This is a genomic window from Streptomyces sp. NPDC006208, from assembly GCF_040613775.1.
In the GTDB taxonomy this organism is placed as follows: Bacteria; Actinomycetota; Actinomycetes; order Streptomycetales; family Streptomycetaceae; genus Streptomyces.
In genome coordinates this window covers 152,715-175,905 of the sequence record NZ_JBEXSW010000010.1, presented here as the reverse complement: position 1 = coordinate 175,905, position 23,191 = coordinate 152,715, and the positions used below count along the sequence as shown (strand labels likewise).

The 23,191-nt window shown below is 70.9% G+C and carries 19 protein-coding genes; 11 read left to right on the top strand and 8 right to left on the bottom strand.

Annotated features, from left to right (window positions below):
* Positions 1–71 precede the first annotated feature (71 nt).
* The 4 genes from ABZ208_RS10785 to glgB all read left to right on the top strand — a co-directional run bounded on the left by ABZ208_RS10785 (position 72) and on the right by glgB (position 8,239).
* Positions 72–2,189 carry an alpha-1,4-glucan--maltose-1-phosphate maltosyltransferase gene (locus tag ABZ208_RS10785; protein ID WP_356909149.1) on the top strand — a complete coding sequence of 706 codons (2,118 nt, stop codon included), beginning with the start codon at positions 72–74 and terminating at the stop codon, positions 2,187–2,189.
* Positions 2,186–3,910 carry a maltose alpha-D-glucosyltransferase gene (gene treS, locus ABZ208_RS10780; protein ID WP_328396230.1) on the top strand — a complete coding sequence of 575 codons (1,725 nt, stop codon included), beginning with the start codon at positions 2,186–2,188 and terminating at the stop codon, positions 3,908–3,910. Before ABZ208_RS10785 ends, treS begins: the two co-directional genes overlap by 4 nt.
* Positions 3,911–4,065: 155 nt before the next feature.
* Positions 4,066–5,445 carry a maltokinase gene (locus tag ABZ208_RS10775; protein WP_356909148.1) on the top strand — a complete coding sequence of 460 codons (1,380 nt, stop codon included), beginning with the start codon at positions 4,066–4,068 and terminating at the stop codon, positions 5,443–5,445.
* A 595-nt stretch (positions 5,446–6,040) separates the two neighbouring features.
* Positions 6,041–8,239, top strand: coding sequence for a 1,4-alpha-glucan branching enzyme (gene glgB, locus ABZ208_RS10770; protein ID WP_356909176.1), 2,199 nt, complete (start codon positions 6,041–6,043; stop codon positions 8,237–8,239).
* Positions 8,240–8,379: 140 nt separating this feature from the next.
* On the opposite strand, the gene ABZ208_RS10765 is transcribed toward glgB, so the two are convergent.
* Positions 8,380–10,590: a UvrD-helicase domain-containing protein gene (locus ABZ208_RS10765; RefSeq protein WP_356909175.1), complete on the bottom strand. Its 2,211-nt coding sequence runs from the start codon at positions 10,588–10,590 to the stop codon at positions 8,380–8,382.
* 323 nt (positions 10,591–10,913) lie between these two features.
* Between ABZ208_RS10765 and ABZ208_RS10760 the strand changes: the two genes are divergently transcribed.
* Positions 10,914–12,353, top strand: a complete 1,440-nt coding sequence (locus ABZ208_RS10760; RefSeq protein WP_356909147.1) for a WGR domain-containing protein — start codon at positions 10,914–10,916, stop codon at positions 12,351–12,353.
* Here the strand turns inward: ABZ208_RS10760 and ABZ208_RS10755 are convergent.
* Genes ABZ208_RS10755 through ABZ208_RS10740 form a run of 4 tightly spaced genes read right to left on the bottom strand, consistent with a single transcriptional unit; the run spans position 12,317 to position 13,640 of the window.
* Positions 12,317–12,508, bottom strand: a complete 192-nt coding sequence (locus ABZ208_RS10755; RefSeq protein ID WP_356909146.1) for a hypothetical protein — start codon at positions 12,506–12,508, stop codon at positions 12,317–12,319. The genes ABZ208_RS10760 and ABZ208_RS10755 overlap by 37 nt on opposite strands.
* A complete protein-coding gene (locus ABZ208_RS10750) occupies positions 12,505–12,852 on the bottom strand; it encodes a hypothetical protein (protein WP_356909145.1) in 348 nt (115 codons plus the stop codon). Before ABZ208_RS10750 ends, ABZ208_RS10755 begins: the two co-directional genes overlap by 4 nt.
* Positions 12,853–12,893: 41 nt before the next feature.
* Positions 12,894–13,244, bottom strand: a complete 351-nt coding sequence (trxA, locus tag ABZ208_RS10745) for a thioredoxin (protein ID WP_356909144.1) — start codon at positions 13,242–13,244, stop codon at positions 12,894–12,896.
* A 3-nt stretch (positions 13,245–13,247) separates the two neighbouring features.
* Positions 13,248–13,640 carry a MerR family transcriptional regulator gene (locus tag ABZ208_RS10740; RefSeq protein ID WP_356909143.1) on the bottom strand — a complete coding sequence of 131 codons (393 nt, stop codon included), beginning with the start codon at positions 13,638–13,640 and terminating at the stop codon, positions 13,248–13,250.
* A gap of 654 nt (positions 13,641–14,294) precedes the next feature.
* Between ABZ208_RS10740 and ABZ208_RS10735 the strand changes: the two genes are divergently transcribed.
* Together ABZ208_RS10735 and ABZ208_RS10730 are read left to right on the top strand one after the other, a co-directional pair.
* On the top strand, positions 14,295–15,707 hold the full coding sequence (locus tag ABZ208_RS10735) for a glycoside hydrolase family 16 protein (RefSeq protein WP_356909174.1): 1,413 nt from the start codon (positions 14,295–14,297) through the stop codon (positions 15,705–15,707).
* A gap of 12 nt (positions 15,708–15,719) precedes the next feature.
* Positions 15,720–16,670, top strand: coding sequence for a DUF1996 domain-containing protein (locus tag ABZ208_RS10730; protein ID WP_356909142.1), 951 nt, complete (start codon positions 15,720–15,722; stop codon positions 16,668–16,670).
* Positions 16,671–16,887: 217 nt separating this feature from the next.
* Here the strand turns inward: ABZ208_RS10730 and ABZ208_RS10725 are convergent, their stop codons facing one another.
* Positions 16,888–17,208 (bottom strand): GYD domain-containing protein, encoded by a 321-nt coding sequence (locus ABZ208_RS10725; protein ID WP_356909141.1) that lies wholly within the window; start codon positions 17,206–17,208, stop codon positions 16,888–16,890.
* Positions 17,209–17,421: 213 nt separating this feature from the next.
* On the opposite strand from ABZ208_RS10725, the gene ABZ208_RS10720 reads away from it, so the two are divergent.
* Positions 17,422–17,955: a PaaI family thioesterase gene (locus ABZ208_RS10720; protein WP_356909140.1), complete on the top strand. Its 534-nt coding sequence runs from the start codon at positions 17,422–17,424 to the stop codon at positions 17,953–17,955.
* Between the two features lie 67 nt (positions 17,956–18,022).
* Here the strand turns inward: ABZ208_RS10720 and ABZ208_RS10715 are convergent, their stop codons facing one another.
* Positions 18,023–19,411: a cation:dicarboxylase symporter family transporter gene (locus ABZ208_RS10715; protein ID WP_356909173.1), complete on the bottom strand. Its 1,389-nt coding sequence runs from the start codon at positions 19,409–19,411 to the stop codon at positions 18,023–18,025.
* Between the two features lie 104 nt (positions 19,412–19,515).
* On the opposite strand from ABZ208_RS10715, the gene ABZ208_RS10710 reads away from it, so the two are divergent.
* Together ABZ208_RS10710 and ABZ208_RS10705 are read left to right on the top strand one after the other, a co-directional pair.
* On the top strand, positions 19,516–21,411 hold the full coding sequence (locus ABZ208_RS10710; RefSeq protein WP_356909139.1) for an ATP-binding protein: 1,896 nt from the start codon (positions 19,516–19,518) through the stop codon (positions 21,409–21,411).
* A 43-nt stretch (positions 21,412–21,454) separates the two neighbouring features.
* Positions 21,455–22,132, top strand: coding sequence for a response regulator (locus ABZ208_RS10705; protein ID WP_328396252.1), 678 nt, complete (start codon positions 21,455–21,457; stop codon positions 22,130–22,132).
* 24 nt (positions 22,133–22,156) lie between these two features.
* On the opposite strand, the gene ABZ208_RS10700 is transcribed toward ABZ208_RS10705, so the two are convergent.
* Complete coding sequence (locus ABZ208_RS10700; protein ID WP_356909138.1) at positions 22,157–22,723, bottom strand: hypothetical protein; 567 nt, start codon at positions 22,721–22,723, stop codon at positions 22,157–22,159.
* A gap of 104 nt (positions 22,724–22,827) precedes the next feature.
* On the opposite strand from ABZ208_RS10700, the gene ABZ208_RS10695 reads away from it, so the two are divergent.
* Positions 22,828–23,121, top strand: a complete 294-nt coding sequence (locus tag ABZ208_RS10695) for a hypothetical protein (RefSeq protein ID WP_356909137.1) — start codon at positions 22,828–22,830, stop codon at positions 23,119–23,121.
* The last annotated feature ends 70 nt before the right edge of the window (positions 23,122–23,191 follow it).

The window sequence follows — 23,191 nt, the reverse complement described above, 5'->3', positions numbered from 1 at the left end:
TCCGGTACCCAGCCGGCGCACCCACTCACCATTCTTTCCGCCCACCCGAGTGAACGCGGACAGGAGCGGACATGCCCGCAGCCCGCCAGTCACCGAAGTCATCGACCGAGCAGTTAGAAAGAACACTCACACCACACAACAGCGCACAACCCTCGCAAACCGACCGGCCCGCACAGCCCCCAGGTGATGTCGTGAACTCGCTCATCGGTCGCATCCCCGTCCTGGATGTACGCCCCCTCGTCAATTGCGGCAGAAGGCCCGCGAAGGCAGTGGCGGGTGAGACCTTCCAGGTCACCGCCACCGTGTTCCGCGAGGGCCACGACTCGGTCGCCGCCAACGTCGTGCTGTACGACCCGAAGGGCCGCCCGGGGCCCTTCACCCCCATGCGGGAACTCTCCCCGGGCACCGACCGGTGGGGTGCCGACATCACCCCCCAGACCGAGGGCCGCTGGGCCTACGCCGTGGAGGCCTGGAGCGATCCGGTGGCCACCTGGCGCCACCACGCCCGTATCAAGATCCCGGCCGGCATCGACACCGCTCTGGTCCTCCAGGAGGGCGCCGAGCTGTACGAGCGCGCCGCCGCCGGCGTGCCCAAGAAGGACGGCCGGGAGGCCGTCCTCGCGGCGGCCGACGCGCTGCGCGACACCTCACGGTCGGCCGCCGCGCGGCTGGCCGGCGCGTTCGCCCCGGACGCGACCGCCGCGCTCGACCGCCACCCGCTGCGCGAACTGGTCAGCGCCTCACCGAAGTTGCCCCTCCAGGTCGAAAGGCAGCGGGCGCTGTTCGGCTCCTGGTACGAGCTGTTCCCGCGCTCCGAGGGCGCCGTGGTCGAGAAGGGCAGGGAGCCCGTCCCGGGCACCCTGCGCACCGCGGCCGAACGGCTCCCGGCCATCGCCGCGATGGGGTTCGACGTCGTCTATCTGCCTCCCGTCCACCCCATCGGCACCACTCACCGCAAGGGGCGGAACAACTCCCTGTCGGCGCACGCGCACGACGTGGGCGTGCCCTGGGCCATCGGCTCCGCGGACGGCGGGCACGACGCGCTCCACCCCGACCTCGGCACGCTCACCGACTTCGACCACTTCGTCACCGCCGCCCGCTCACTGCGCATGGAGGTCGCCCTTGACTTCGCCCTGCAGTGCTCCCCCGACCATCCCTGGGTGAAGGAGCACCCGGAGTGGTTCCACCACCGGGCCGACGGCTCCGTCGCGTACGCCGAGAACCCGCCGAAGAAGTACCAGGACATCTATCCGATCGCCTTCGACCGGGACATGCCGGGGCTGGTGGCCGAGACGCTGCGGGTGCTGCGCTTCTGGATGGACCGCGGAGTGAGGATCTTCCGGGTCGACAACCCGCACACCAAGCCGGTCGTCTTCTGGGAGCAGGTGATCGCCGACATCAACGGCACCGACCCCGATGTCGTCTTCCTCGCCGAGGCGTTCACCCGGCCGGCGATGATGCACACCCTGGCCACGATCGGCTTCCAGCAGTCCTACACGTACTTCACCTGGCGCAACACCAAGGACGAGCTGACCGAGTACCTCACCGAGCTGTCCGGCGACGCCGCGGCGTACATGCGGCCCAACTTCTTCGTGAACACCCCCGACATCCTGCACGCCTATCTCCAGGAGGGCGGGCGGCCCGCGTTCGAGGTGCGGGCGGTGCTCGCCGCGACCATGTCGCCCTCGTGGGGCATGTACGCCGGGTACGAGCTGTGCGAGAACGAACCTCTGCGCGAGGGCAGCGAGGAGTACCTCGACTCGGAGAAGTACCAACTGAAGCCGCGCGACTGGGAGTCGGCCGAGCGAGCCGGTTCCACCATCAGCCCGCTGATCACGAAACTCAACCGGATCAGGCGCCGCCACCCGGCGCTCCAGCAGCTGCGCGACCTCCACTTCCACCAGACCGACAACGACGGGGTGATCGCGTACTCCAAGCGGTCCGGTCAGGACACCGTCATCGTGGTCGCCAACCTCGACCCCCACCACACCCAGGAGGCCACGGTCTCGTTGGACATGCCGCGACTCGGGCTCGACTGGCACGAGAGCGCCCCGGTGCGCGACGAGCTCACCGGCGAGACCTACAACTGGGGCAGGACCAACTATGTGCGCCTCGAGCCGGGCCGTGCGCCCGCGCACATCTTCGTCCTGCGACCGTCCCCGCAGACCGGAGGGTCACCCACATCATGATCGTCAATGAGCCCGTCCACGACACCTTCGAGGACACGCCGGCCCGGGACCGCGACCCGGACTGGTTCAAGCGGGCCGTCTTCTACGAGGTCCTCGTCCGCTCCTTCCAGGACAGCAACGGCGACGGCGTCGGCGACCTGAAGGGCATCACCGCCAAGCTGGACTATCTCCAGTGGCTGGGGGTGGACTGCCTCTGGCTGCCGCCGTTCTTCAAGTCCCCTCTGCGGGACGGTGGTTACGATGTCGCCGACTACACCTCGGTGCTGCCCGAGTTCGGCGATCTCGCCGACTTCGTGGAGTTCGTGGACGCCGCGCACCAGCGCGGGATGCGCGTCATCATCGACTTCGTCATGAACCACACCAGCGACCAGCACCCGTGGTTCCAGCAGTCCCGAAGCGATCCGGAGGGTCCGTACGGCGACTACTACGTCTGGGCGGACCACGACAAGCAGTACCAGGACGCGCGGATCATCTTCGTCGACACCGAGACGTCCAACTGGACCTTCGACCCGGTGCGCAAGCAGTACTACTGGCACCGGTTCTTCTCCCACCAGCCGGACCTCAACTACGAGAACCCCGCAGTGCAGGAAGAGATCATCTCGGCACTGCGGTTCTGGCTGGACCTCGGCATCGACGGTTTCCGGCTGGACGCCGTGCCCTACCTGTACCAGCAGGAGGGCACCAACTGCGAGAACCTCCCGGCCACGCACTCGTTCCTGAAGAGGGTGCGCAAGGAGATCGACGCGCAGTACCCGGACACGGTGCTGCTCGCCGAGGCCAATCAGTGGCCGGAAGACGTCGTCGACTACTTCGGCGACTACGCGGCCGGCGGCGACGAATGCCATATGGCCTTCCATTTCCCGGTGATGCCGCGGATCTTCATGGCGGTGCGGCGCGAGTCCCGCTACCCGGTCTCGGAAATCCTGGCCAAGACCCCGGCCATCCCGAAGAGCTGCCAGTGGGGCATCTTCCTGCGCAACCACGACGAGCTCACGCTCGAGATGGTGACGGACGAAGAGCGCGACTACATGTACGCGGAGTACGCCAAGGACCCGCGGATGCGGGCCAACATCGGCATCCGGCGCCGCCTCGCCCCGCTGCTCGACAACGACCGGAACCAGATCGAACTGTTCACGGCGCTGCTGCTGTCGCTTCCCGGCTCCCCGATCCTCTACTACGGGGACGAGATCGGGATGGGCGACAACATCTGGCTGGGCGACCGTGACGCGGTACGCACGCCGATGCAGTGGACACCGGACCGCAACGCGGGCTTCTCGTCGTGCGATCCGGGCCGGCTGTATCTGCCGACCATCATGGACCCGGTCTACGGCTACCAGGTCACCAACGTGGAGGCGTCCATGGCCTCACCGTCGTCGCTGCTGCACTGGACCCGGCGGATGATCGAGATCCGCAAGCAGAATCCCGCCTTCGGTCTCGGCTCGTACACCGAACTGGCGTCCTCCAACCCGGCGGTGCTCGCCTTCCTTCGCGAGGCACCCTCGAAGGAGGAGGGCGGGGACGATCTCGTGCTCTGCGTACACAACTTCTCGCGTTTCGCCCAGCCCACCGAGCTCGATCTGCGCGCCTTCAACGGCCGTCATCCCGTGGAACTGATCGGTGGTGTGCGCTTCCCGGCCATCGGCCAGTGGCCCTACCTGCTGACTCTCGCCGGTCACGGTTTCTACTGGTTCCGGCTGCGAAAGGACTCCATTCCCGCTTGACGCGTCCTCGAGGGGCTTTACTCCGATGCGGGGCGGTTTCCCCCGCCCCGCAACGGGCACTCTCCCCCTCATCCCCGCGCGCCGCCGGACAGCCACAGCTGTAATCCGGGACACTTTGCGCATTCGTGGTGTACCCGGGGAAAGGACGCGATGCCATGTCGGAGGCTGCATCCACCCGGACTTCCGTCGCACTGCTCCCCTCACTCGCCCCTCTGCTGCACCAATGGCTGCCCAGACAGCGCTGGTTCGCCGGCAAGGGGTCTCACGTCGCCGGCTTCTCGCTCGTCTCGGCGACCGAACTGCTGCCGCTCCAGGGCCCCGGCCCGGGACTGCTGCATCTGCTCGTGCGGGTCCGGCAGCCGGACCTCGCCACAACCCACGCGGCAGCCGACTGCTACCAACTGCTCATCGGCGTACGCCAAACGCTGCCGCCGGTGCTCGCCCCCTCCCTGATCGGGCATGTGGCGGAGGGTCCCCTCGCCGGACGGACCGTGTACGAGGGGCTGCACGATCCCCGGCTCTCCGCCGTGCTCCTTGAGCGGCTGCGCGCACCGGGCACTCTCGGCCCGCTGCGCTTCGACCGGTTCGACCGCGCGCCCGCGATTCCACGGGGTCTGCTGCCCCGCCCGCTGGACGCCGAGCAGTCCAACTCGTCGCTGGTCTACGGCGATACGTTCATCCTCAAGCTCTTCCGCCGTATCCATCCCGGCCCGAACCCCGATCTGGAACTGCCGCTCGCCCTGGCGCGCGCCGGGTGCGAACGGGCTCCCGTTCCCGTCGCCTGGTACGAGTCGCACGCGCCGGAGCCTTTCACCCTCGGTGTGCTCCAGCCGTACCTGCGCGACTCTCGCGACGCCTGGATGCTCGCCCTGGAAGCGCTGGCCGGCGGGCGTGCCTTCGACAAGGAGGCTCATGCGCTGGGGCGCGTCACCGCCGAGGTGCACACCGCGCTCGCGCACGCGCTGCCGACCGTGAGACTGCGCGGTGCGCAGACCGAGCAGTTGGCAGCCGCGATGACACAGCGACTCGACGCGGCGGCCAAGGCGGTCCCGGCCCTGGTGCCGCACGTGCCCCGGCTGCGGGCGGCCTTCGACGCGGTCGCCGTGCTCGGGCGGCACGGGCGCGCCTGGATTGCACAGCGGGTGCACGGCGATCTGCATCTCGGGCAGGCTCTGCACTGTTCGACCGACGGTGCCTGGTCGGTCATCGACTTCGAGGGCGAGCCCGCGCGGCCGCTCACCGAGCGCCGCCGGCCACAGCCCGCCGTCCGTGATGTCGCCGGCATGCTCCGCTCGTTCGACTACGCGGCACGCACCCACCGCCCCTGGAACCCGACGTGGGCCGAGGTGTGCCGTGACGCGTACTGCGAGGGCTACGCCGCGGCCTGCGGGACCGATCCGCGCGAGGAGCCCGAACTGCTGCGTGCGTACGAGACGGACAAGGCCGTGTACGAGGTCGTCTACGAGGCCCGGCACCGGCCCGACTGGCTGCCCGTCCCGATGGCCGCGATCTGCCGCCTCGCCGCGGCCCCCTGATGTCACCGCCCCCACCCCGCCGTCGCCCGAGGAGGCCGAACCCGTGACCCGCCGCCCCCCGCCCCCCAGCCCTTCCGACCCCGATCTGCCGCAGCAGACGCCCGAGCCCCCGGCCGCCGCCGAGGCGAAGCGCTCCGGGAACACAACCGGCCGGCCGCAGCCGGAGGGGAACGCCGCCGCGGGGACGAGCCCTGCGGAGCCGGCCTCGGCCGGGGCGAACACCGCGGAGCCGGCCGCCGGCACGCCGCGCTCCACCCGCGCGCCCGCCGCCGGGGCGGGCGGGGACCCTGTGCGTCCGAGCGGGGCAAAGACCGGCGCTGCGGGAGCGGGCCCGGAAAGCGCCTCCGCAGGGACCGCGGCTGACATGGCGAGCGCCGCCCGGCCACACGGCGCCGCGTCCGTCACCACCGGCTCCGGCGGCTCCGGCGCAGGGGGAGCCCGGTCCGGCACCACCGGCTCCGGCGGCCGCGGAGCCGGAGCCACCCGGTCCGGTGACTCCGGGTCCGAGGCCGCCGGGTCCGGGGACGCAGGAGGGACGGCGCAGACCGGGCGGACGGCCGCACCCCGTCCGCGTGCGGCGAGCGGCGGCCGCGGTGTGCGGGCGGCGAAGCCGCTCACCGACTGGGACCGGCAGCGGCTGCTGTCCGGCGCCCATCACGATCCGCACGCGCTGCTCGGGGCGCACTCGGTGCGGGGCGGTGTCCAGATTCGCGTACTGCGCCCGTTCGCGCGGACGGTGACGGTGCTCGGGAAGGGGCTGCGGACCGAGCTGCACTCGGAGGGCGACGGTCTCTTCGCCGGGGTGCTGCCGATGCGCACCACCCCGGAGTACCGGCTGCTGGTCACCTACGACGACAACGAGAGCGGCTTCGAGGTCCACGACCCGTACCGCTTCCTGCCCGCGCTCGGCGAGCTCGATCTCCATCTGATCGGCGAAGGACGGCACGAGGAGCTGTGGAAGGCACTGGGCGCGCATCCGATGACCCACCAGGGCGTCACCGGGACGCGGTTCACCGTCTGGGCGCCCAATGCCCAGGGCGTACGGGTCGCCGGAGACTTCAACTACTGGGACAGCACGGGTTGTCCGATGCGCTCGCTCGGGGCGACGGGTGTGTGGGAAGTGTTCCTGCCGGGCGTCGGCGAGGGGGCCCTCTACAAGTTCGACATCACCCGCCCGGACGGCTCGCACACGCTACGGGCCGACCCCATGGCCCGGCGTACCGAAGTGCCGCCCGCCAACGCCTCGATCGTCACCGAGTCGCACCATGTGTGGCGGGACGAACAGTGGATGGCGCACCGGGCCGACCGGCCGGTCCACGAGTCCCCGTTCTCGGTGTACGAGGTGCATCTGGCGTCCTGGCGTCCGGGACTGACGTACCGCCAGCTGGCCAACCAGCTGCCCGCGTATGTGAAGGAGCTCGGCTTCACCCATGTGGAGTTCATGCCGCCGGCCGAGCATCCCTTCGGCGGTTCCTGGGGCTATCAGGTCACCGGCTTCTACGCCCCGACCGCCCGGATGGGCACGCCCGACGACTTCCGGCACCTCGTGGACTGCCTGCACCGGGCGGGCATCGGCGTGCTGGTGGACTGGGTGCCCGCGCACTTCCCGAGGGACGACTGGGCGCTGGCGGAGTTCGACGGGCGCCCGCTGTACGAGCACACGGACCCGGCGCGCGCGGCGCACCCCGACTGGGGCACCCTCGAGTTCGACTACGGCCGCAAGGAGGTGCGCAACTTCCTGGTGGCGAACGCGGCCTACTGGTGCGAGGAGTTCCACATCGACGGCCTGCGCGTGGACGCCGTCGCCTCGATGCTCTACCTCGACTACTCCCGCGAGGACGGCGAGTGGAGCCCGAACGAGCACGGTGGCCGGGAGAACCTGGACGCCGTGGGGTTCCTGCAGGAGATGAACGCCACGGTCTACCGCCGCTGCCCCGGCGTCGTGACGATCGCCGAGGAGTCCACGGCCTGGGACGGGGTGACCCGGGCGACGCACCATGTGGGGCCGGGCGGCTTCGGGGGCCTCGGCTTCGGCCTGAAATGGAACATGGGCTGGATGCACGACTCCCTGCAGTACGTCTCGAAGGAGCCGGTGCACCGCAAGTACCACCACAACGAGATGACGTTCTCGATGGTGTACGCGTACAGCGAGAACTACGTGCTGCCCATCTCGCACGACGAGGTGGTCCACGGCAAGCGCTCGCTCGTCAGCAAGATGCCGGGAGACTGGTGGCAGCAGCGAGCCAACCACCGGGCGTATCTCGGCTTCATGTGGGCCCACCCGGGCAAGCAACTGCTCTTCATGGGACAGGAGTTCGCGCAGGGGGCGGAGTGGTCCGAGGGCCATGGGCCCGACTGGTGGCTGCTCGACCCGTCGTACGCGGCGGAGGCCGACCACCGCGGCGTACGCGATCTGGTCCGGGAGCTGAACCGGGTGTACGGGGACACGCCGGCACTGTGGCAGCGGGACACCGAGCCGGAGGGTTTCGACTGGGTGGACGGCCATGCCGCCGAGGACAACGTCTTCGCCTTCCTGCGTTTCGACAGGTCGGGCAGCCCGCTGCTCGCGGTGAGCAACTTCTCGCCGGTGGTCCGTCACGAGTTCCGCCTCGGCGTCCCGGAACCGGCAGGCGCCTGGACGGAGGTGCTGAACACGGACGAGGCGCGCTACGGCGGCAGCGACGTGCTCAACCCGGACCCGCTGAAGCCTGAGCAGGTGCCCTGGCACGGCCGCACCTCCTCGGTCCAGTTGACGCTGCCGCCGCTGGCGACGATCTGGCTGCGGCCGGCGTGACAGCGCGGAAGACCCGTTGACGGGCGAGGGCCGGCGGGCGCATTCCGCGCCATGACCGGCCCTCGTTTCCGTCCCCTCCCGCAGCACGCCCCGCACCGCACCGCCCCCCACGGCACCCCGCGCTCGGGCGCCTCGGCTGATCAGCCCTTCTGGGTGAGCGCCTCGGGCAGGTCCTCCACGTGCACCAGTCCGAGATGCTGCGTGGCGCGGGTCAGCGCCACATACAGGTCGCTCTCGCCGAAGAGCGCCGGCTCGACGACGATGACCGAGTCGAACTCGAGGCCCTTGGCCTGCCTCGGATCGAGCAGGACGACGGTCCGGGTCAGATCGACCGGGCCGCCGCCGAGTGACGCCAGTTCGCCGTGGAGTTCGCGTGGGGCGATGACCGCGAGCCTGCCCTCTTCGGGCGTCTCCCGGGCGACCGCGGCCAGGACCGTACGCCCCAGATCCTCTTTCCTGGCCCGCTCGGTCCACGGCACCACACCCGTCGAGCGCACCGAGCGCGGCGGACGGAAGTCGGGGCAGGACTTGCGGCGCATGCGGGCGGCCAGGTCCATGATCTCTGCGGGCGTACGGTAGTTGACCCCGAGCCGGGTGTGCTGCCAGCGGTCTCCGACGTACGGCTCGAGAATCCGCTTCCAGGAGCCGAGGCCCGCGATGTCCCCGGTCTGGGCCGGATCGCCGACCAGGGTCATCGAGCGGGTGGGGCAGCGGCGCATCAGCAGCCGCCACGCCATTGCGGACAGCTCCTGCGCCTCGTCGACGATGATGTGCCCGAAGGCCCAGGTGCGGTCGGCGGCGGCGCGCTCGGCCGCGGTGCGGTGGTCGGCCTCCTCGTGACGTTCGGCGAACCGTTCGGCATCGATGATGTCGTGCGCGGCGAGAACCTCGGACTCCTCGTCGTGCTTGTCCTCGAACTCGTAGGTGCGGGAGGCGTACGAGACGTCCAGCACGCCCTGGGCGTAGGCGATCTGTCGCGCCCGCTCGGCCTCGGCGGCGGCGCGGGCCGCGGAGTCGTCCTCGCCGAGGAGTTCGGCGGCCTCGTCGAGGAGTGCCACATCGGCCGGCGTCCACGGCCCGCCGGCGCGCCGGATCAACTCCGCTTCGTCCGCGCCGAGATGGGTGGGCCCGGCCAGATAGTCCGCGAGGAACTCCTGCGGGGTGAGCGGGGGCCACAGTGTGGCGATGGCGGAATGCACCTCGGCGCTGGCGGCGATGCCCTTGCCGAGCAGGGCGATGTCGTCGGGGCCGAGGAAGTTGGGGCCGCCGTACGGATCGGCGCCGATGCGGTCGGCGAGCTGGGTGGTGAGCTCGTCGATGATCCGGAACACGAAGTGCGGGCGGGCGAGATTGTGCGGCAGCTGGGTCTCCCGCGCCTTGTGCCGCGCCTCGACGGCCATGTCCCAGTCGATGACGAGCTCACCGTCGTCGTGCCCGATGACAAGTGGGGCGCCCTTCTCGGGCACCTGCTGCCGGTCGCGTACGGCCTCGGCCAGGACGTGGGCCATCTCGGCCCGGCCCTTGACGGCGGCGGCCGCGGGCGTGTCGCTGCCGGTCGCGTGCACGCCGGGGAACAGCTCACCGACGGTCGCCAGGAGCACGCCGGTCTCGCCGAGGGAGGGCAGTACCTCGCCGATGTACCCCAGGAATGCCGGGTTGGGCCCGACGATCAGCACCGCCCGCTTGGCGAGCTGCTCCCGGTGCGCGTAGAGCAGATAGGCCGCCCGGTGCAGCGCGACCGCGGTCTTCCCGGTCCCCGGTCCGCCCTCGACGACGAGCACGCCGCGCTGGGGAGCTCGGATGATGTGGTCCTGCTCGGCCTGGATGGTCGACACGATGTCGGCCATCCGCCCGGTGCGCGCACTGTTGAGCGCGGCGAGCAGCACCTCGTCGGCATCGTGCGACTCGTAGCCGGTGCGGGTGGTGTCGGCGAGATCCATGATCTCGTCGTGCAGCGCCGTGACGGTGCGCCCTTCGGTGGTGATGTGGCGTCTGCGGCGCAGACCCATGGGCTCGAACCCGGTCGCGAGATAAAACGGGCGTGCGACGGGTGCCCGCCAGTCGATGAGCAGGGGTGTGCGGTCGGCGTCGTCACGACGGATTCCGGTACGCCCGATGTGATAGGTCACGCCGTCACGCTGGTCGATACGCCCGAAACACAGCCCGGCGTCCGCGGCATCGAGCGCGCCGAGTGACGCGGAGTGCTCGGCCACCTCGATATCGCGTTCGACGCGGGCCTGCAAACCGGTGCTGACCTGCGCCATCGTGGCGCGCACGGCAGCTTCGGCCTCCCCCCTGAGCTGGTCGAGCCGCTCATGGGCGAGAGAGACGAATTGTTGTTCCCGCCGCATTTCCTCGGTTGACAATTCAGCTCCTGACGCGCTAGGGTGCCTTTATTGAACTTCGCCGTGTGCCCTATTGCACAGGGGCACGGAAATATCCAATATACGCAGAGAAATACCCCGGCCGTCAAATTCGGTCCGGGGTATTTCTGGTTCCGGGATCTTGTGTGCGTGGGGCGATGGGGCGAGGCTTTTGTCCACCGCCCTGGGGGCCTGGACACCGGCGCCCTCCTGACGGCGGCGGGGCCGGATGTCAGTGGCAGCCCGTAGCGTTCTCCGCAGTGGAACGGGCGGGAAACGGCCGCCTGTTCCGACCTGGGGAGGGGTCTGCAATGGCACGCACCACGACGTATCTGGAGCTGTCGCAGGACGGCGGCGGAGCGCACAAGTTCTACGAGGTGACCGTGGAGGGGACGGTCGTCTCGGTGCGCTACGGCCGGATCGGCGCGGACGGTCAGTTGCAGACCTCGTCCTTCCCCACGGCCGAGAAGGCGAAGGCCGCAGCGGCCAGGAAGATAGGCGAGAAGGTGCGCAAGGGGTATGCGCCCGCCGTCCAGGGGCAGCGGGCGGCACGCCCGGTGACGCGCCGTCAGGTGACCTCCGCGCCGTCCACCGCGCGCTCCACGGCCCCGGTGCTGTGGCGGTTCCGCACCGGCTCGGCCGCCTTCGGTATCCATATCGACGAGGACCGCTGCTGGGTGGGCAACCAGGCAGGGGATGTCTACACGCTCAGTCACGGCGGGGAGGTGCTGGCCCGCTACTCACTGCCGGACGGCGTCAAGTGCCTGGTGGCGGACGACTTCTGGATCTACGCCGGCTGCGACGACGGCAAGGTGTACGACCTGTCCTCCAAGCTTCCGTTCGCGGCCTATGACATCGCGGCGGACGTCGACATCTTCTGGCTCGACATCCGCGAGGGCGTGCTGAACGTCTCCGACGCGGACGGCGGTCTGACGGTCATCGACCACGAGGACGAGCACCAGTGGGCACGCAGGTCGAGCGGCAACCAGGCCTGGATGGTGCGGGCGGACGAGCAGCGGGTGTACCACGGCCACAGCAAGGGCGTCACGGCGTACGCGCCCGACGGCGGCCGGCAGTTGTGGCACGCGCCGACCGGGGGAGGTGTGCTGTTCGGCTGGCAGGAGGCCGACTCCGTGTACGCGGGCACGGTGCGCCACGACGTGCACCGCATCTCCAAGAGGACGGGGGCCGTCGAGGCGACCTACCGGTGTGACACCGCGGTGTACTCCTGCGCCACCTCGCCTGACGGGCGCCATGTCTTCGCCGGCGACTCGTCGTCCTCCGTGTACTGCTTCGCGGCGGACGGCACCCGTCTGTGGAAGCTCGGCACGGGCGGCGGCTCGGCACTGTCCATGCAGTACCGGGACGAGAAGCTCTACATGGTCACGACGGACGGATCCCTGGTGTGCGTGGACGCGAGTGAGACCGCCGTCGCGGCCGCGCAGCAGGGCACGGTGCCCGTGGCCCGGGACGTCAAGTCGGCGGCGGCGCTGCCGACCTACAGTCCCGCGGCGTCGCCGACTGCGGTGGCGACCATATCGGCGCCGCCCGCCGGTGGAGTGGTGGTGGAGTGCGTCCAGACCGGCGGCCGGATGCGCGTGCATGTGGTGTCCGACGGTTTCGAACCGTCGTGGAACGTCCAGTTCCCCCGTGGCATACGCGAAGTGGGCGCCCGATACGTCGTCGACGCGCTGCACCCCGCGCAGGCCGGGTTCTACCGGGTGCGCGGGGAGATCCGCCGCCTGGTCTGAGACCGGCCGGCGGCGCGGCGGGCGGGTCGGGGCTCCTGTTCCTGGGCCGGGGCGTCCTCGACCAGCCGGTGCAGGGCCTCGACCGCGACCGTCCGCGCCTCGTCCCGCTGCTCGGCCGCAAGGAGCCGGCCGAGTAGCTGAAGGGAGTGGTTCACAACCGCCGGGTCCTGTCGTCCCCGGCGCTCCAGCAGCCGTCGCCAGATCTCGCACTGCAGCTGCACGGCGTCCCCCCGGTCGCCCGCGACAGCATCACGGCCAGGCTGCCGGCCGCCTGCCGGGTCAGCGGATGTTCTGCGCCCCACAGCCGTCGGGCCGACCGCACCACCTGCCGCTGGGCGGCGACTGCCTGGGAGAGCGCGCCGGTGCGATGGTCCGGCATGGCGACTTCCGCGCCGAGCATCAGCGTGAGTTCGCGCTCCGGGCAGAGCGATGCCCGGCAGACGGCAAGCGCGTCGGCGGCGACGGACCGGGCCTCGTCCCCGTCAACAGCAGCCCGCACGTGACATTCGCGTCCATGCCGACAATGCGCGGGGTTCCGCCTCACCGCGCAGGCCGGTCCTGGAGCGCGTCGTCCAGCTCCTGCACCAGGCGGCGCTTGGCGCGGGCGCCCACCATCGACGTCACCGGTTCGCCGCCGCGGAACAGCATCAGCGTCGGCGTCGACAGCACCGCGTACCGCGCCGTGATCTCCGGGTTGGTGTCGACGTCGAGCTGGACCACCTTCAGGCGGTCCGCCTCCTCCGCGGCCATCGCGCTCAGCACCGGAGCGAGCTGGCGGCACGGGCCGCACCAGTCGGCCGTGAACTTCACGAGCACCGGGCGGTCCGCGCCCAGCACCACGGCATCGAAGTCCGCGTCCGTCACCGTGGCGACACCTGCTGTCCGAGTCATTCGTCAGTCTCCGAATTCACATTGAGGGTCCGGGCCGCCGGGCAGCTGCGCCTCGGCCCGCAGGAGTTGCGCTCCGACCTGGGCGCGCACCGACTGGAGCTGTTCGATGAGCACGTCCAGCTCGGCGAGCTTCGCGCGGTACACGGCGAGCGAGGCGGGGCAGGCGTCACCGGCCGGATGGCCCGCGCGCAGGCACTCCACGAAGGGCCTGGTCTCCTCCAGGTCGAACCCGAAGTCCTGCAGGGTCCGGATCTGCTGAACCAGACGCAGATCGTCCTCGCCGTACGTGCGGTAGCCGTTGCCCGCGCGCAGCGCGGGCAACAGCCCGCGTGACTCGTAGTAGCGCAGCGTGCGGGTCGTGGTGCCCGCCCGCCGTGCCAGCTCACCGATTCGCATGCACCCGACGGTATTCCTTGACGCCGACGTCAACGCAACGGACCGTCCGCGGGCTCAGCCGGTGCGGGGCAGCAGCGGCTTCCGCTCCAGCGGAGAGTCAGCACGACCGGCGTCGCCGTACGGCCGGGCACCGACATCTGCTCCGGCACCTCTTCGGGGTGGACCGTGCCGGTCACCGTGACCTTGAGGATCCAGCAGCCTCGGGACCGACCGCTCCACGTGGTGGGCGAGATGCGTCGTGACCGTCCGCGGGAGCGCCGGGCTCGGTGCGCACGCCGGCCGGGACCGTCGTGTCGCCCGGCCCGAGCAGCGATCCGAGATCTGCGATGGCGCGAGGCAGCCGTGGCGTGCTCCGGGTGCTCGGCAGCCAGGGCCGACCACCTCGTTCGGCGGCCGCCGCGCGGACACCGCTGCCGACCCGTCCCGGCGATCAGTGGACCGCGGCCGCACCAACTGCATACCGCATTCAGGAAGTTGACGCAGTGAGGCCATTGACGACGCCCTCGCCTCCATCTACAAAACGTTCTGAGAGCGCTCTCACCCTGCCCCGCACTTCCCCCCTCGGCACCACCTTTCCGGAGGTGTTCCTTGAGCACGAGCCGCATCAGACACACTCCCCCGCGCACCCGCCCCCTGTTCGCCGTCGTGATCGCGATGGCCGTCGCACTGGCCGGTTTCATCGCCGTCACCGGGGCCGGACCCGCGCGCGGCGACGTACCGCCGACACCCGGCTGGAACCTGCAGTGGAGCGACGACTTCACCGGCCCGAACCGCTCCCTGCCCTCGTCCGCCAACTGGCAGATCGACACCGGCCACGCCTACCCCGGCGGCCCCGGCAACTGGGGCACGGGTGAGATCCAGAACTACACCGCGAGCCCCGACAACCTCAGCCTCGACGGCAGCGGCAATCTGCGTATCACCCCGCTGAGGGACGGCGCGGGCAACTGGACCTCGTCCCGTATCGAGACCCGCCGCGCCGACTTCAAGGCGCCGGCCGGCGGAACGCTGCGCATCGAGGGCCGGATCCAGATGCCCAATGTGACCGGGCAGGCCGCGCTCGGCTACTGGCCCGCCTTCTGGGCGCTGGGTTCCCCGTACCGCGGCAACTACTGGAACTGGCCGTCCATCGGCGAGTTCGACATCATGGAGAACGTCAACGGCATCAACTCCGTGTGGGGCGTGCTGCACTGCGGGGTCAACCCCGGCGGTCCCTGCAACGAGACCAGCGGGATCGCGAACAGCCGGGCCTGTCCCGGAGCCAGTTGCCAGTCGGCCTTCCACACGTACCGCTTCGAGTGGGACCGTTCCGTCTCACCGAACGAGCTGCGCTGGTACGTGGACGGACAGCTGTTCCACAGCGTCAGCCAGAGCCGCTTCGACGCCGGCACCTGGGCCGGCATGACCGAGCACGCCGGCTACTTCATCCTCCTCAATGTCGCGATCGGCGGCGCGTTCCCGGACGCTCTCGCGGGCAGGACCCCGACCTCGGCGACCGTGCCGGGCCACTCGATGCTCGTCGACTACGTGGCCGTCTGGACGAGAGGCGGCGGTGGCGGTACCACTCCGCCGCCAGGACCGACCGACCCGCCGCCGTCCGGCTCCTCCCAGCTGTATCTGCGTTCGGGCGGCGGCGCGGGCGATGCGACGGCGTCCGCGGCCACGGCCACGCTCGCCTCGGCGGGCGGCGCCAACCACGACGGCACCCCGCACAACCCGCAGGTCTTCACCTCGGGTCCCATCACCCGTACCTACAACGGGGGTGCCACGCAGTTCGACCTGTTCGTCGACGCCGGATCCACGGTGGCCAACGGGCAGCAGGTGAGGGTGAGTTACGACCGTACGGGGGACGGCACCTGGGACCGAACGGAGACCTACCACTACTTCGCCACCGATCCGGTCGCCGGATACGAGCACTACACCCGGACAAGAGGCCTGCAGTCGGCCTCCGGAAGCCACGGCAACCTGACCAACGGCAGGGTGCGGGTCGAGGTGTGGAGCGCGATCGGCAACGGCACGAGCACACTCGGCATCGGCAACCAGTCCGTCGTCCGCATCCCGTTCGGCTGACGGGAGGAGACCGTGAATCCACTGCTCCGCAGAGTGCTCGCCGGTACGGCCGCGGTCCTGGTGCTGGCCACGGCCGGCTGGGCGACCGGCCGCGACGGCACCGGACAGCACCACGACCGGCAGGGCCACCAGGCCCATGCGTACACCTTCTCCAGAACCCAGGCGGCCGCGATCGCCGCGCAGGCGGCAGCCCCGGTGCGCGGCAGCGAGTTCCGCGCGGAGTGCTTCTCCAGCCATCGCAGAGGCGATGACCCCATCGTCTTCCCGGGGCAGGCCGGCCGCTCGCACATCCATGAGTTCTACGGCAACCGGACCGCCGATGCGTCGTCCACCCTGGACTCACTGGCGGCCGGCACCACCAACTGCACTCCCCAGGTGGATCTTTCCTCGTACTGGACGCCCACCCTCTATCAGAACGGAGCGCCCGTGGCCCCCGAGCGGGTCACCGTGTACTACCAGGGCATCACCGACCACACCCGGGCCGTGGCCCACCCGCGCGGGCTGCGGTACGTGGTCGGCAACGCCCTGGCCACCTCGCCGGACCAGAACCCGGCCGCCCGCTGGTCGTGCGTGGGCAGGCCCGAGTCCAGCCGGGACTTCATCACCTGCCCGCCGGGCACGAAGCTGGAGAACTACCTGGACTTCCCGACCTGCTGGGACGGCAGGAACCTGGACAGCGCCAACCACCGTGACCATATGGCGTACGCCGTGGGCCAGAGCTGCCCTGCGAGCCATCCGGTCGTCGTACCGCGGCTGGAGCTGCTGATCACCTGGCCCGTCAACGGCGGGGGCCTGACCCTCGCGGGCACGAGGAACGGAGCCAACGTCACGAACGCCCCCGGCTACACCTTCCACGGCGATTTCTTCAACGCCTGGAACCAGGCGGAGCTCGAGCGCCGGGTACGCGACTGCGTCGTCGCCGGTTACATCTGCGGGACGGACGGCCGTCCGATCCAGCAGTGACCTCGGGTGCCCGGCGGGCCGGACCCCCGGCCCGCCGGGCACGGCGACCGCGTCGCACCCTCGTCAGGTACGCTTCACCGCTCCAGAACCCGATGGGCCGATCCACCGATCCTGCTGCGCGCAGGTGCGGTTGAGGCTGATCGGGTTCATGGCTGCGTGTGCGCCGGACCCACGGGGGTGGGGTCCGGCGCGCTGCGCGCGGGGGCGCCTGGTGTGGTCAGGCGCCGGGGGGCCGGAACTCCACCGACTTCTTGGACGCCGCGTCGATGTCCGCGACGCTGAGCAGCGGGACCGCCCTGGACCGTACGGCTCCGGTGGCACGGACGGTCATGGACGTCGCCACCATGGACACGTCGTCCGGCATGTCGATCACGCAGTACAGATCGTCGTCGCCGAACGCGAAGTACATCCACTCGAGCGTGCCTCCGCAGGACCTGACCTCCTGCTCCACGGCCTCCTTGCGGCCCGAGCCGCCCTCGGCGAGCAGGCCCTTGGTTCCCTCGGCCGTGTAACTGGCCTGGACCAGGTATTTCGGCATGTGCCTCTCCCGTTTCCCGATGCGCCGCGGGTGCGGCAGACGGTTTCACCTTTGGGCACAGGTGGCGTTCCGGCCATCCGGGAGCCGCCGCACGGGGGCCGGGGCCCGGTCGTGCGCCGCGCAGGCCCCGCCTGCTCGTCGGCGTCGGGATCGCTATCAAGCGGGTCGGATACGCCACTCCCCCACGCCGGGCGCCGGTCCTAGATTCGCCGCATGAGCACAGACACCAGCGACGAGCAGACGCTCGCCCCGACCCGGTCCCGTATGCACACCTGGGGCGCACCCGTGCGCCCCAGCGCCGACATCCTGAAGATGACGGGGCGTGAGATCCTCCAGGCGGGGATCGACGGGCGTTTCCCCGCCGCCCCGATCATGAGCACCCTCGGGTTCCGTTTCACGGAGGTCGGGGACGGCCTGGCGGTCTTCGAGACGGAACACGGCGAGTACCTGTACAACCCGATGGGCAGTGTCCACGGCGGCTATCTCGCTTCGGTGATGGATGCGGCGCTCGGCTCGGCGGTGATGAGCAGGCTGCCGGCGGGTTCCACGTACACCACGACCCAGCTCAATGTGAACCTGATCCGTCCGGTCTTCGCCGACACCCGGCCACTGCGGGTCACCGGCACAGCCGTGCATGTCGGCCGGACCACCGCGACGGCGGAGGCACGGGTCGTCGGGATCGAGGACGGGAAGCTGTACGCCCACGGGACGACGACATGCTCGGTGTTCTCCTTCCCCTCGGCCTGACCAGGGCGGGCACGAAGGCGGGCCCCGGCCGGAGGGTGCCGGGGCCCGCTGCTTGCCGCGCAGGAGGTCAGACCTTCACGGGCGCCCTCTCGTCCTCCGCCTCGTCCCGCTGGCCGGGGACGTCTGCGGGCGCCGGTGCATGGTCGTCCAGGAGCGTCGTCTCGTCGAACGGGACACGTCCGGCGAGCACGTCCGTCACCTGCTGCTTGTCGATCTCCTTCGTCCAGGTGCCGACCAGCACCGTCGCGACCGCGTTGCCCGCGAAGTTCGTCAGGGCCCGCGCCTCGCTCATGAATCGGTCGATACCGACGATCAGGCCGACGCCGTCGACCAGCTCCGGCCGGTGCGACTGCAGCCCGCCCGCCAGCGTCGCCAGGCCCGCACCCGTGACGCCCGCAGCGCCCTTCGATGCGACGAAGAGGAACAGGAGCAGCGCGATCTGCTCCCCGATCGACATCGGGTTGCCCATGGCATCGGCGATGAAGAGCGAGGCCATGGTCATGTAGATCATGGTGCCGTCGAGGTTGAAGGAGTATCCGGTCGGGACGGTGATGCCGACGACCGGCTTGCTCACGCCCAGGTGCTCCATCTTCGCGATGAGCCGCGGAAGGGCGGACTCGGAGGAGGAGGTGGACAGGATCAGCAGGAACTCACGGCCCAGATACTTGAACAGCGTGAAGATGTTGAGGCCCGCCACGACCCGCAGCAGCGCTCCGAGCACGATGAAGACGAACAGGAAACACGTCACGTAGAAGCCGAGCATCAGCACGGCGAGACTCTTGAGGGCGTCGAGACCGGCCGAACCGGTCACCGCGGCGATCGCGCCGAAGGCGCCGATCGGCGCGGCCCACATCACCATGGCGAGGATGCGGAAGACGAGCCGCTGGATGTGCTCCACGCCGCGGAGCACCGGCCGGCCGGCCGCGCCCATCGCCTGCAGCGCGAAGCCCGCGAGCAGGGCGACGAGGAGGGTCTGCAGGACCTCTCCGCCGGTGAAGGCGGAGACGATCGTGGTCGGGATGATGCCGAGCAGGAATTCGGTCGTGTCCTTGGCCTCGGCCTCGACCTGCCCCTGGCCCGCCTCCTTGACCGCGTCGGTCAGCGCCAGACCCGTACCGGGGTCGAGAATGTTGCCGACGACCAGGCCGATGCCCAGAGCGACCATCGACATCGCCAGGAAGTAGCCGAGCGCTATGCCGCCGACCGCGCCCACCTTCGCGGCCTTGCGTACCGAGCCGATGCCCAGCACGATCGTGCAGAAGATGATCGGCGAGATCATCATCTTGATCAGGTTCACAAAGCCGGTGCCGATCGGCTTGAGCTCGACGGCGAACTCGGGAGCGGCCAGGCCGACGGTGATGCCGAGCGCGACCGCGATGATCACGGCGATGTAGAGATAGTGGGTCCGGTCCCGCCTGACGGCTCCTGTGGCCACGGGGTCCTCCTCGATGTTCATTGCGTCCATGTCCCGATGGATGCCGTGAATATCCACCACCCTGTGACCCCGGTCACCCTTACGTTCGTTTCGTTCACGCAAATCCGGCCAGGCAGACTTGCCGCATGCGCATTCCCCGTCCCCGCAGCCTCGCGGGCCAGCTGTTCGCGATGCAGGTCGTGCTGGTCGCCGCGATCGTCGCGGGCTGCGCGCTGTTCGCGTACGTCACCGACCGCTCGCAGGCGGAGGAGGCCGCACGGCTGCAGTCCACCGCGACGGCGGCGGCCGCCGCGCACTCGCCCTCGGTCATCGAGGCGGTGCGCTCGGCGGACCCGTCGAGCGTGCTGCAGCCGTATGCGGAGTCGCTGCGCAAGGACGCCGGGGTCGACTTCGTCGTGATCATGGATACGCACGGGAGGCGCTGGACCCATCCGGAGCCGGGTCAGATCGGGCGGACGTATCTCGGCCATATCGCCCCGGCGCTCCGGGGCGAGATCTACAGCGAGAAGCACCTGGGGACGCTCGGCCCCTCGGTCCGCACGGTCGCGCCGGTGTACGACGGCAACCGGCTCGTCGCGATCGTCAGCGCCGGAATCACGATCCAGGAGATCAGCGAGCAGGTGGCCAAGCAGGTCACGGCGCTGCTGGGGGTCGCGGGAACGGCACTGGCGCTCGGCGGCATCGGCACGTATGTGATCAATGCGCGGCTGCGGCGGCACATGCACGGCATGAACGCGGCCGAGTTGAGCCGGATGCACGACTACCACCAGGCCGCACTGCACGCGGTGCGCGAGGGTCTGGTGATGCTGGACGGCCGGCGGCGGATCGCCCTCGCCAACGACGGGGCGCGCGAGCTGCTGGGTCTGGGCGAGGACGCGGTGGGGCGCCCGGTCGCCGAACTGGGCCTGCCTGCCCCGCTCACGGGCGCGCTGCTGGCGTCCGAGCCCCGCGTCGACGAGGTCCATCTGACCGCGGACCGGGTCGTGGTGGTGAACACACAGCCGGTCGTCGGCGGGGAGCAGCGGGGCACGGTGGTGACCCTGCGCGATCACACCGAGCTGCTGGCACTGTCCGGCGAGCTGGACTCGGAACGGGGCTTCACCCAGGCGCTGCGCTCCCAGGCCCACGAGGCCGCCAACCGCCTGCACACGGTGGTGTCGCTGATCGAACTCGGCCGCTCCGACGAGGCGGTCGAGTTCGCGACCGCGGAGCTGGAACTGGCCCAGGCCCTGACCGACCGCGTCGTGGCAGCGGTCGGCGAGCCGGTGCTGGCGGCGCTGCTGCTGGGCAAGGCGGCGCAGGCGAACGAGCGCGGTGTGGAGCTGGTCCTCACGCAGGACAGCCGCATCGACGACGGCGTCCTGCCGCGGACGCTCCCGGCCCGTGACCTGGTGACGATCCTGGGCAACCTCATCGACAACGCGGTCGACGCGGCGTCGGAGCCGACGGCGCGGGCCGCGGCGATCCCGGCACCGACGCGACCGGGAGACGGCTCGCCCACTCCGGAATCGGTGACCGCTCTGGAACCTGCGACCGCCGAAGCCGGCGTGACCACCGGCGGGACGGGCTCGCCGGAGCCACCCCGTACCGCCGCAGCCCCGGCAGGCCCGGCGGAGCCGGTACGCGACGAGGCAGCACGGCCGGGCGCAGCCCCGGCGGAGCCGGACGGCGGCGCGGGCCGGCCCGTCCGTACCACGGTCGGTACGGCCGACCCGCTCGCCGGCGTCGCCGGCACCGGGGCCGGGCCCGGTCGGGCGCGGGTGACGGTGACGGCTCGTGTCGACAGCGGCGAGCTGCTGCTGCGCGTCACCGACACCGGCCCCGGGGTCGATCCGGAGCGCGCACAGGACGTCTTCCGGCGCGGGTGGTCCACGCACGGGCCCGGCCGTGGGATCGGGCTCGCGCTGGTGCAGCAGGCCGTGCAGCGGGGAGGGGGTACCGTCACCGTGGCGCAAGGGGCGGACGGCGGCGCGGAATTCACCGTACGGCTGCCGCTGCGGACCGAGGAGGTACGCGCATGAGACGGGCGCGGAGCTCCGGGGCAGGACCTGCGGAGGCTTGGGCATGACGATCCGGGTCCTTGTCGTCGAGGACGACCCCGTAGCCGCCGATGCGCATGCGCTCTATGTCGGCCGCGTCCCCGGGTTCGCCGTCGCCGGGGTCGCGCATTCGCGCGGGCAGGCCGTACGCGCGCTGGAGCGGACCCCGATCGATCTCCTCCTCCTCGATCTGTATCTGCCCGACGGGCACGGGCTGCAGCTCGTCCGGTCCCTGCGCGCCGCCGGCCACTCGGCGGACGTCATCGCCGTCACCTCCGCCCGCGATCTCGCCGTCGTCCGGGAGGGCGTGTCGCTCGGCGTGGTCCAGTACGTGCTGAAGCCCTTCACCTTCGCGACCCTGCGCGACCGTCTCACCCGGTACGCCGAGTTCCGCGCCGCGGCCGGTGAAGCCAGCGGGCAGGACGAGGTCGACCGTGCCCTCGCCGCCCTGCGCGCACCCCGGGCCGCCACGCTGCCCAAGGGACTCAGCGGCCCCACCCTCGAGGCGGTGACCCGCACGCTGCGGGACAGCGCCGAGGGGCTGACGGCCACCGAGGCCGCCGCGGCGGTCGGGATCTCACGGATCACCGCGCGCCGCTATCTGGAGCATCTGGTCACCGACGGGCGAGCCGCGCGCAGCCCCCAGTACGGCCAGATCGGGCGCCCTGAGCTTCAGTACCGCTGGATCCGCACCACCCGCTGAACCACCTCACGGGCACCGTCCACTTCAGCCCCGGCCGGGCTCCGGCGGGTCCGGGCGCTCGGGTTGCGTGGGTGCGTCGCATCCGTGCGCCGTGGCGGAGCGCCGGGCGAACGCCGTGAGCGTGGCGCGCGCGTCGGCGGCGGACAGCGTGGAGTGCGTGGAGTGGAGCACATAGAGCGCGGGCTCGTCCGTGTCCGGGCACAGCGCGCTCGCTGCGTACAGCACGGCTTGGACGGGCTGCTCGCCCTCCAGCCGGCGGCGCATGTCCTCGGCGTACGGACCGTAGTAGGCGTCCAGCACACTGGACGGCTCCCACACTCCGCCCAGCGCGCACTGTTCGCGCGGGGAGTCACCCCGGGGACTCTCCCAGACCCGGGACGTCCCGCCGCGGCCGGGTACCCCGGCGCAGGTCCCCTTCGCCCGGCCGGGGTCCACGGACTCGTCGTCACCGGTCGGCAGCGGAACCGTGCGCGGCGCCGTGCCCCGGGGCGCGCCGCAGTCCCAGCGGTCGGCGGCCCGCCCGGCGGTGGCGGTGGCCAGCCGCGCCACACGGGTGCGGTGCGCGGGGTTGTCCGCGTTGTATCCGTCCACGTCCGCGAGCACGGTGACCAGCAGGTCGCCGGGGACGCCGGGACAGTCGAGCAGGACGGCGGCGGTGCCCTCTCGCCGTCCGAGGCGTAGAAGCCGTTCCAGCCGTGACCGAGCGGTACGGGCCGGACGGAGTGCGTGCCCCGGTACAGGGCGTCCTGGACCCGACCGGCCTCCGGCGTGGGCACGCCGTGGACGGTCACCTCGACCTCGCCCTCCACGGCCGGCTGTCCGGTGACACGCTCGATGACACAGCGGACCAGCAGCGAGCGTTCGCCGCCGGTGCTGCCGTCCTCGCTGTGACGGCGGACGGCGTCCTCGGCAAGAGCCCCGTCTCCGAGGACCTTCCGTGTCTCGTCCTGCGCGAGTACGCCGTCGCAGGCTCCCGCGAGTGCACGTGATCCGGTCCAGCGGTCGAGATCGCCGTTCAGGAACAGCCAGCCGGCTGTCAGCAGCAGGAGCGCGCCTGCC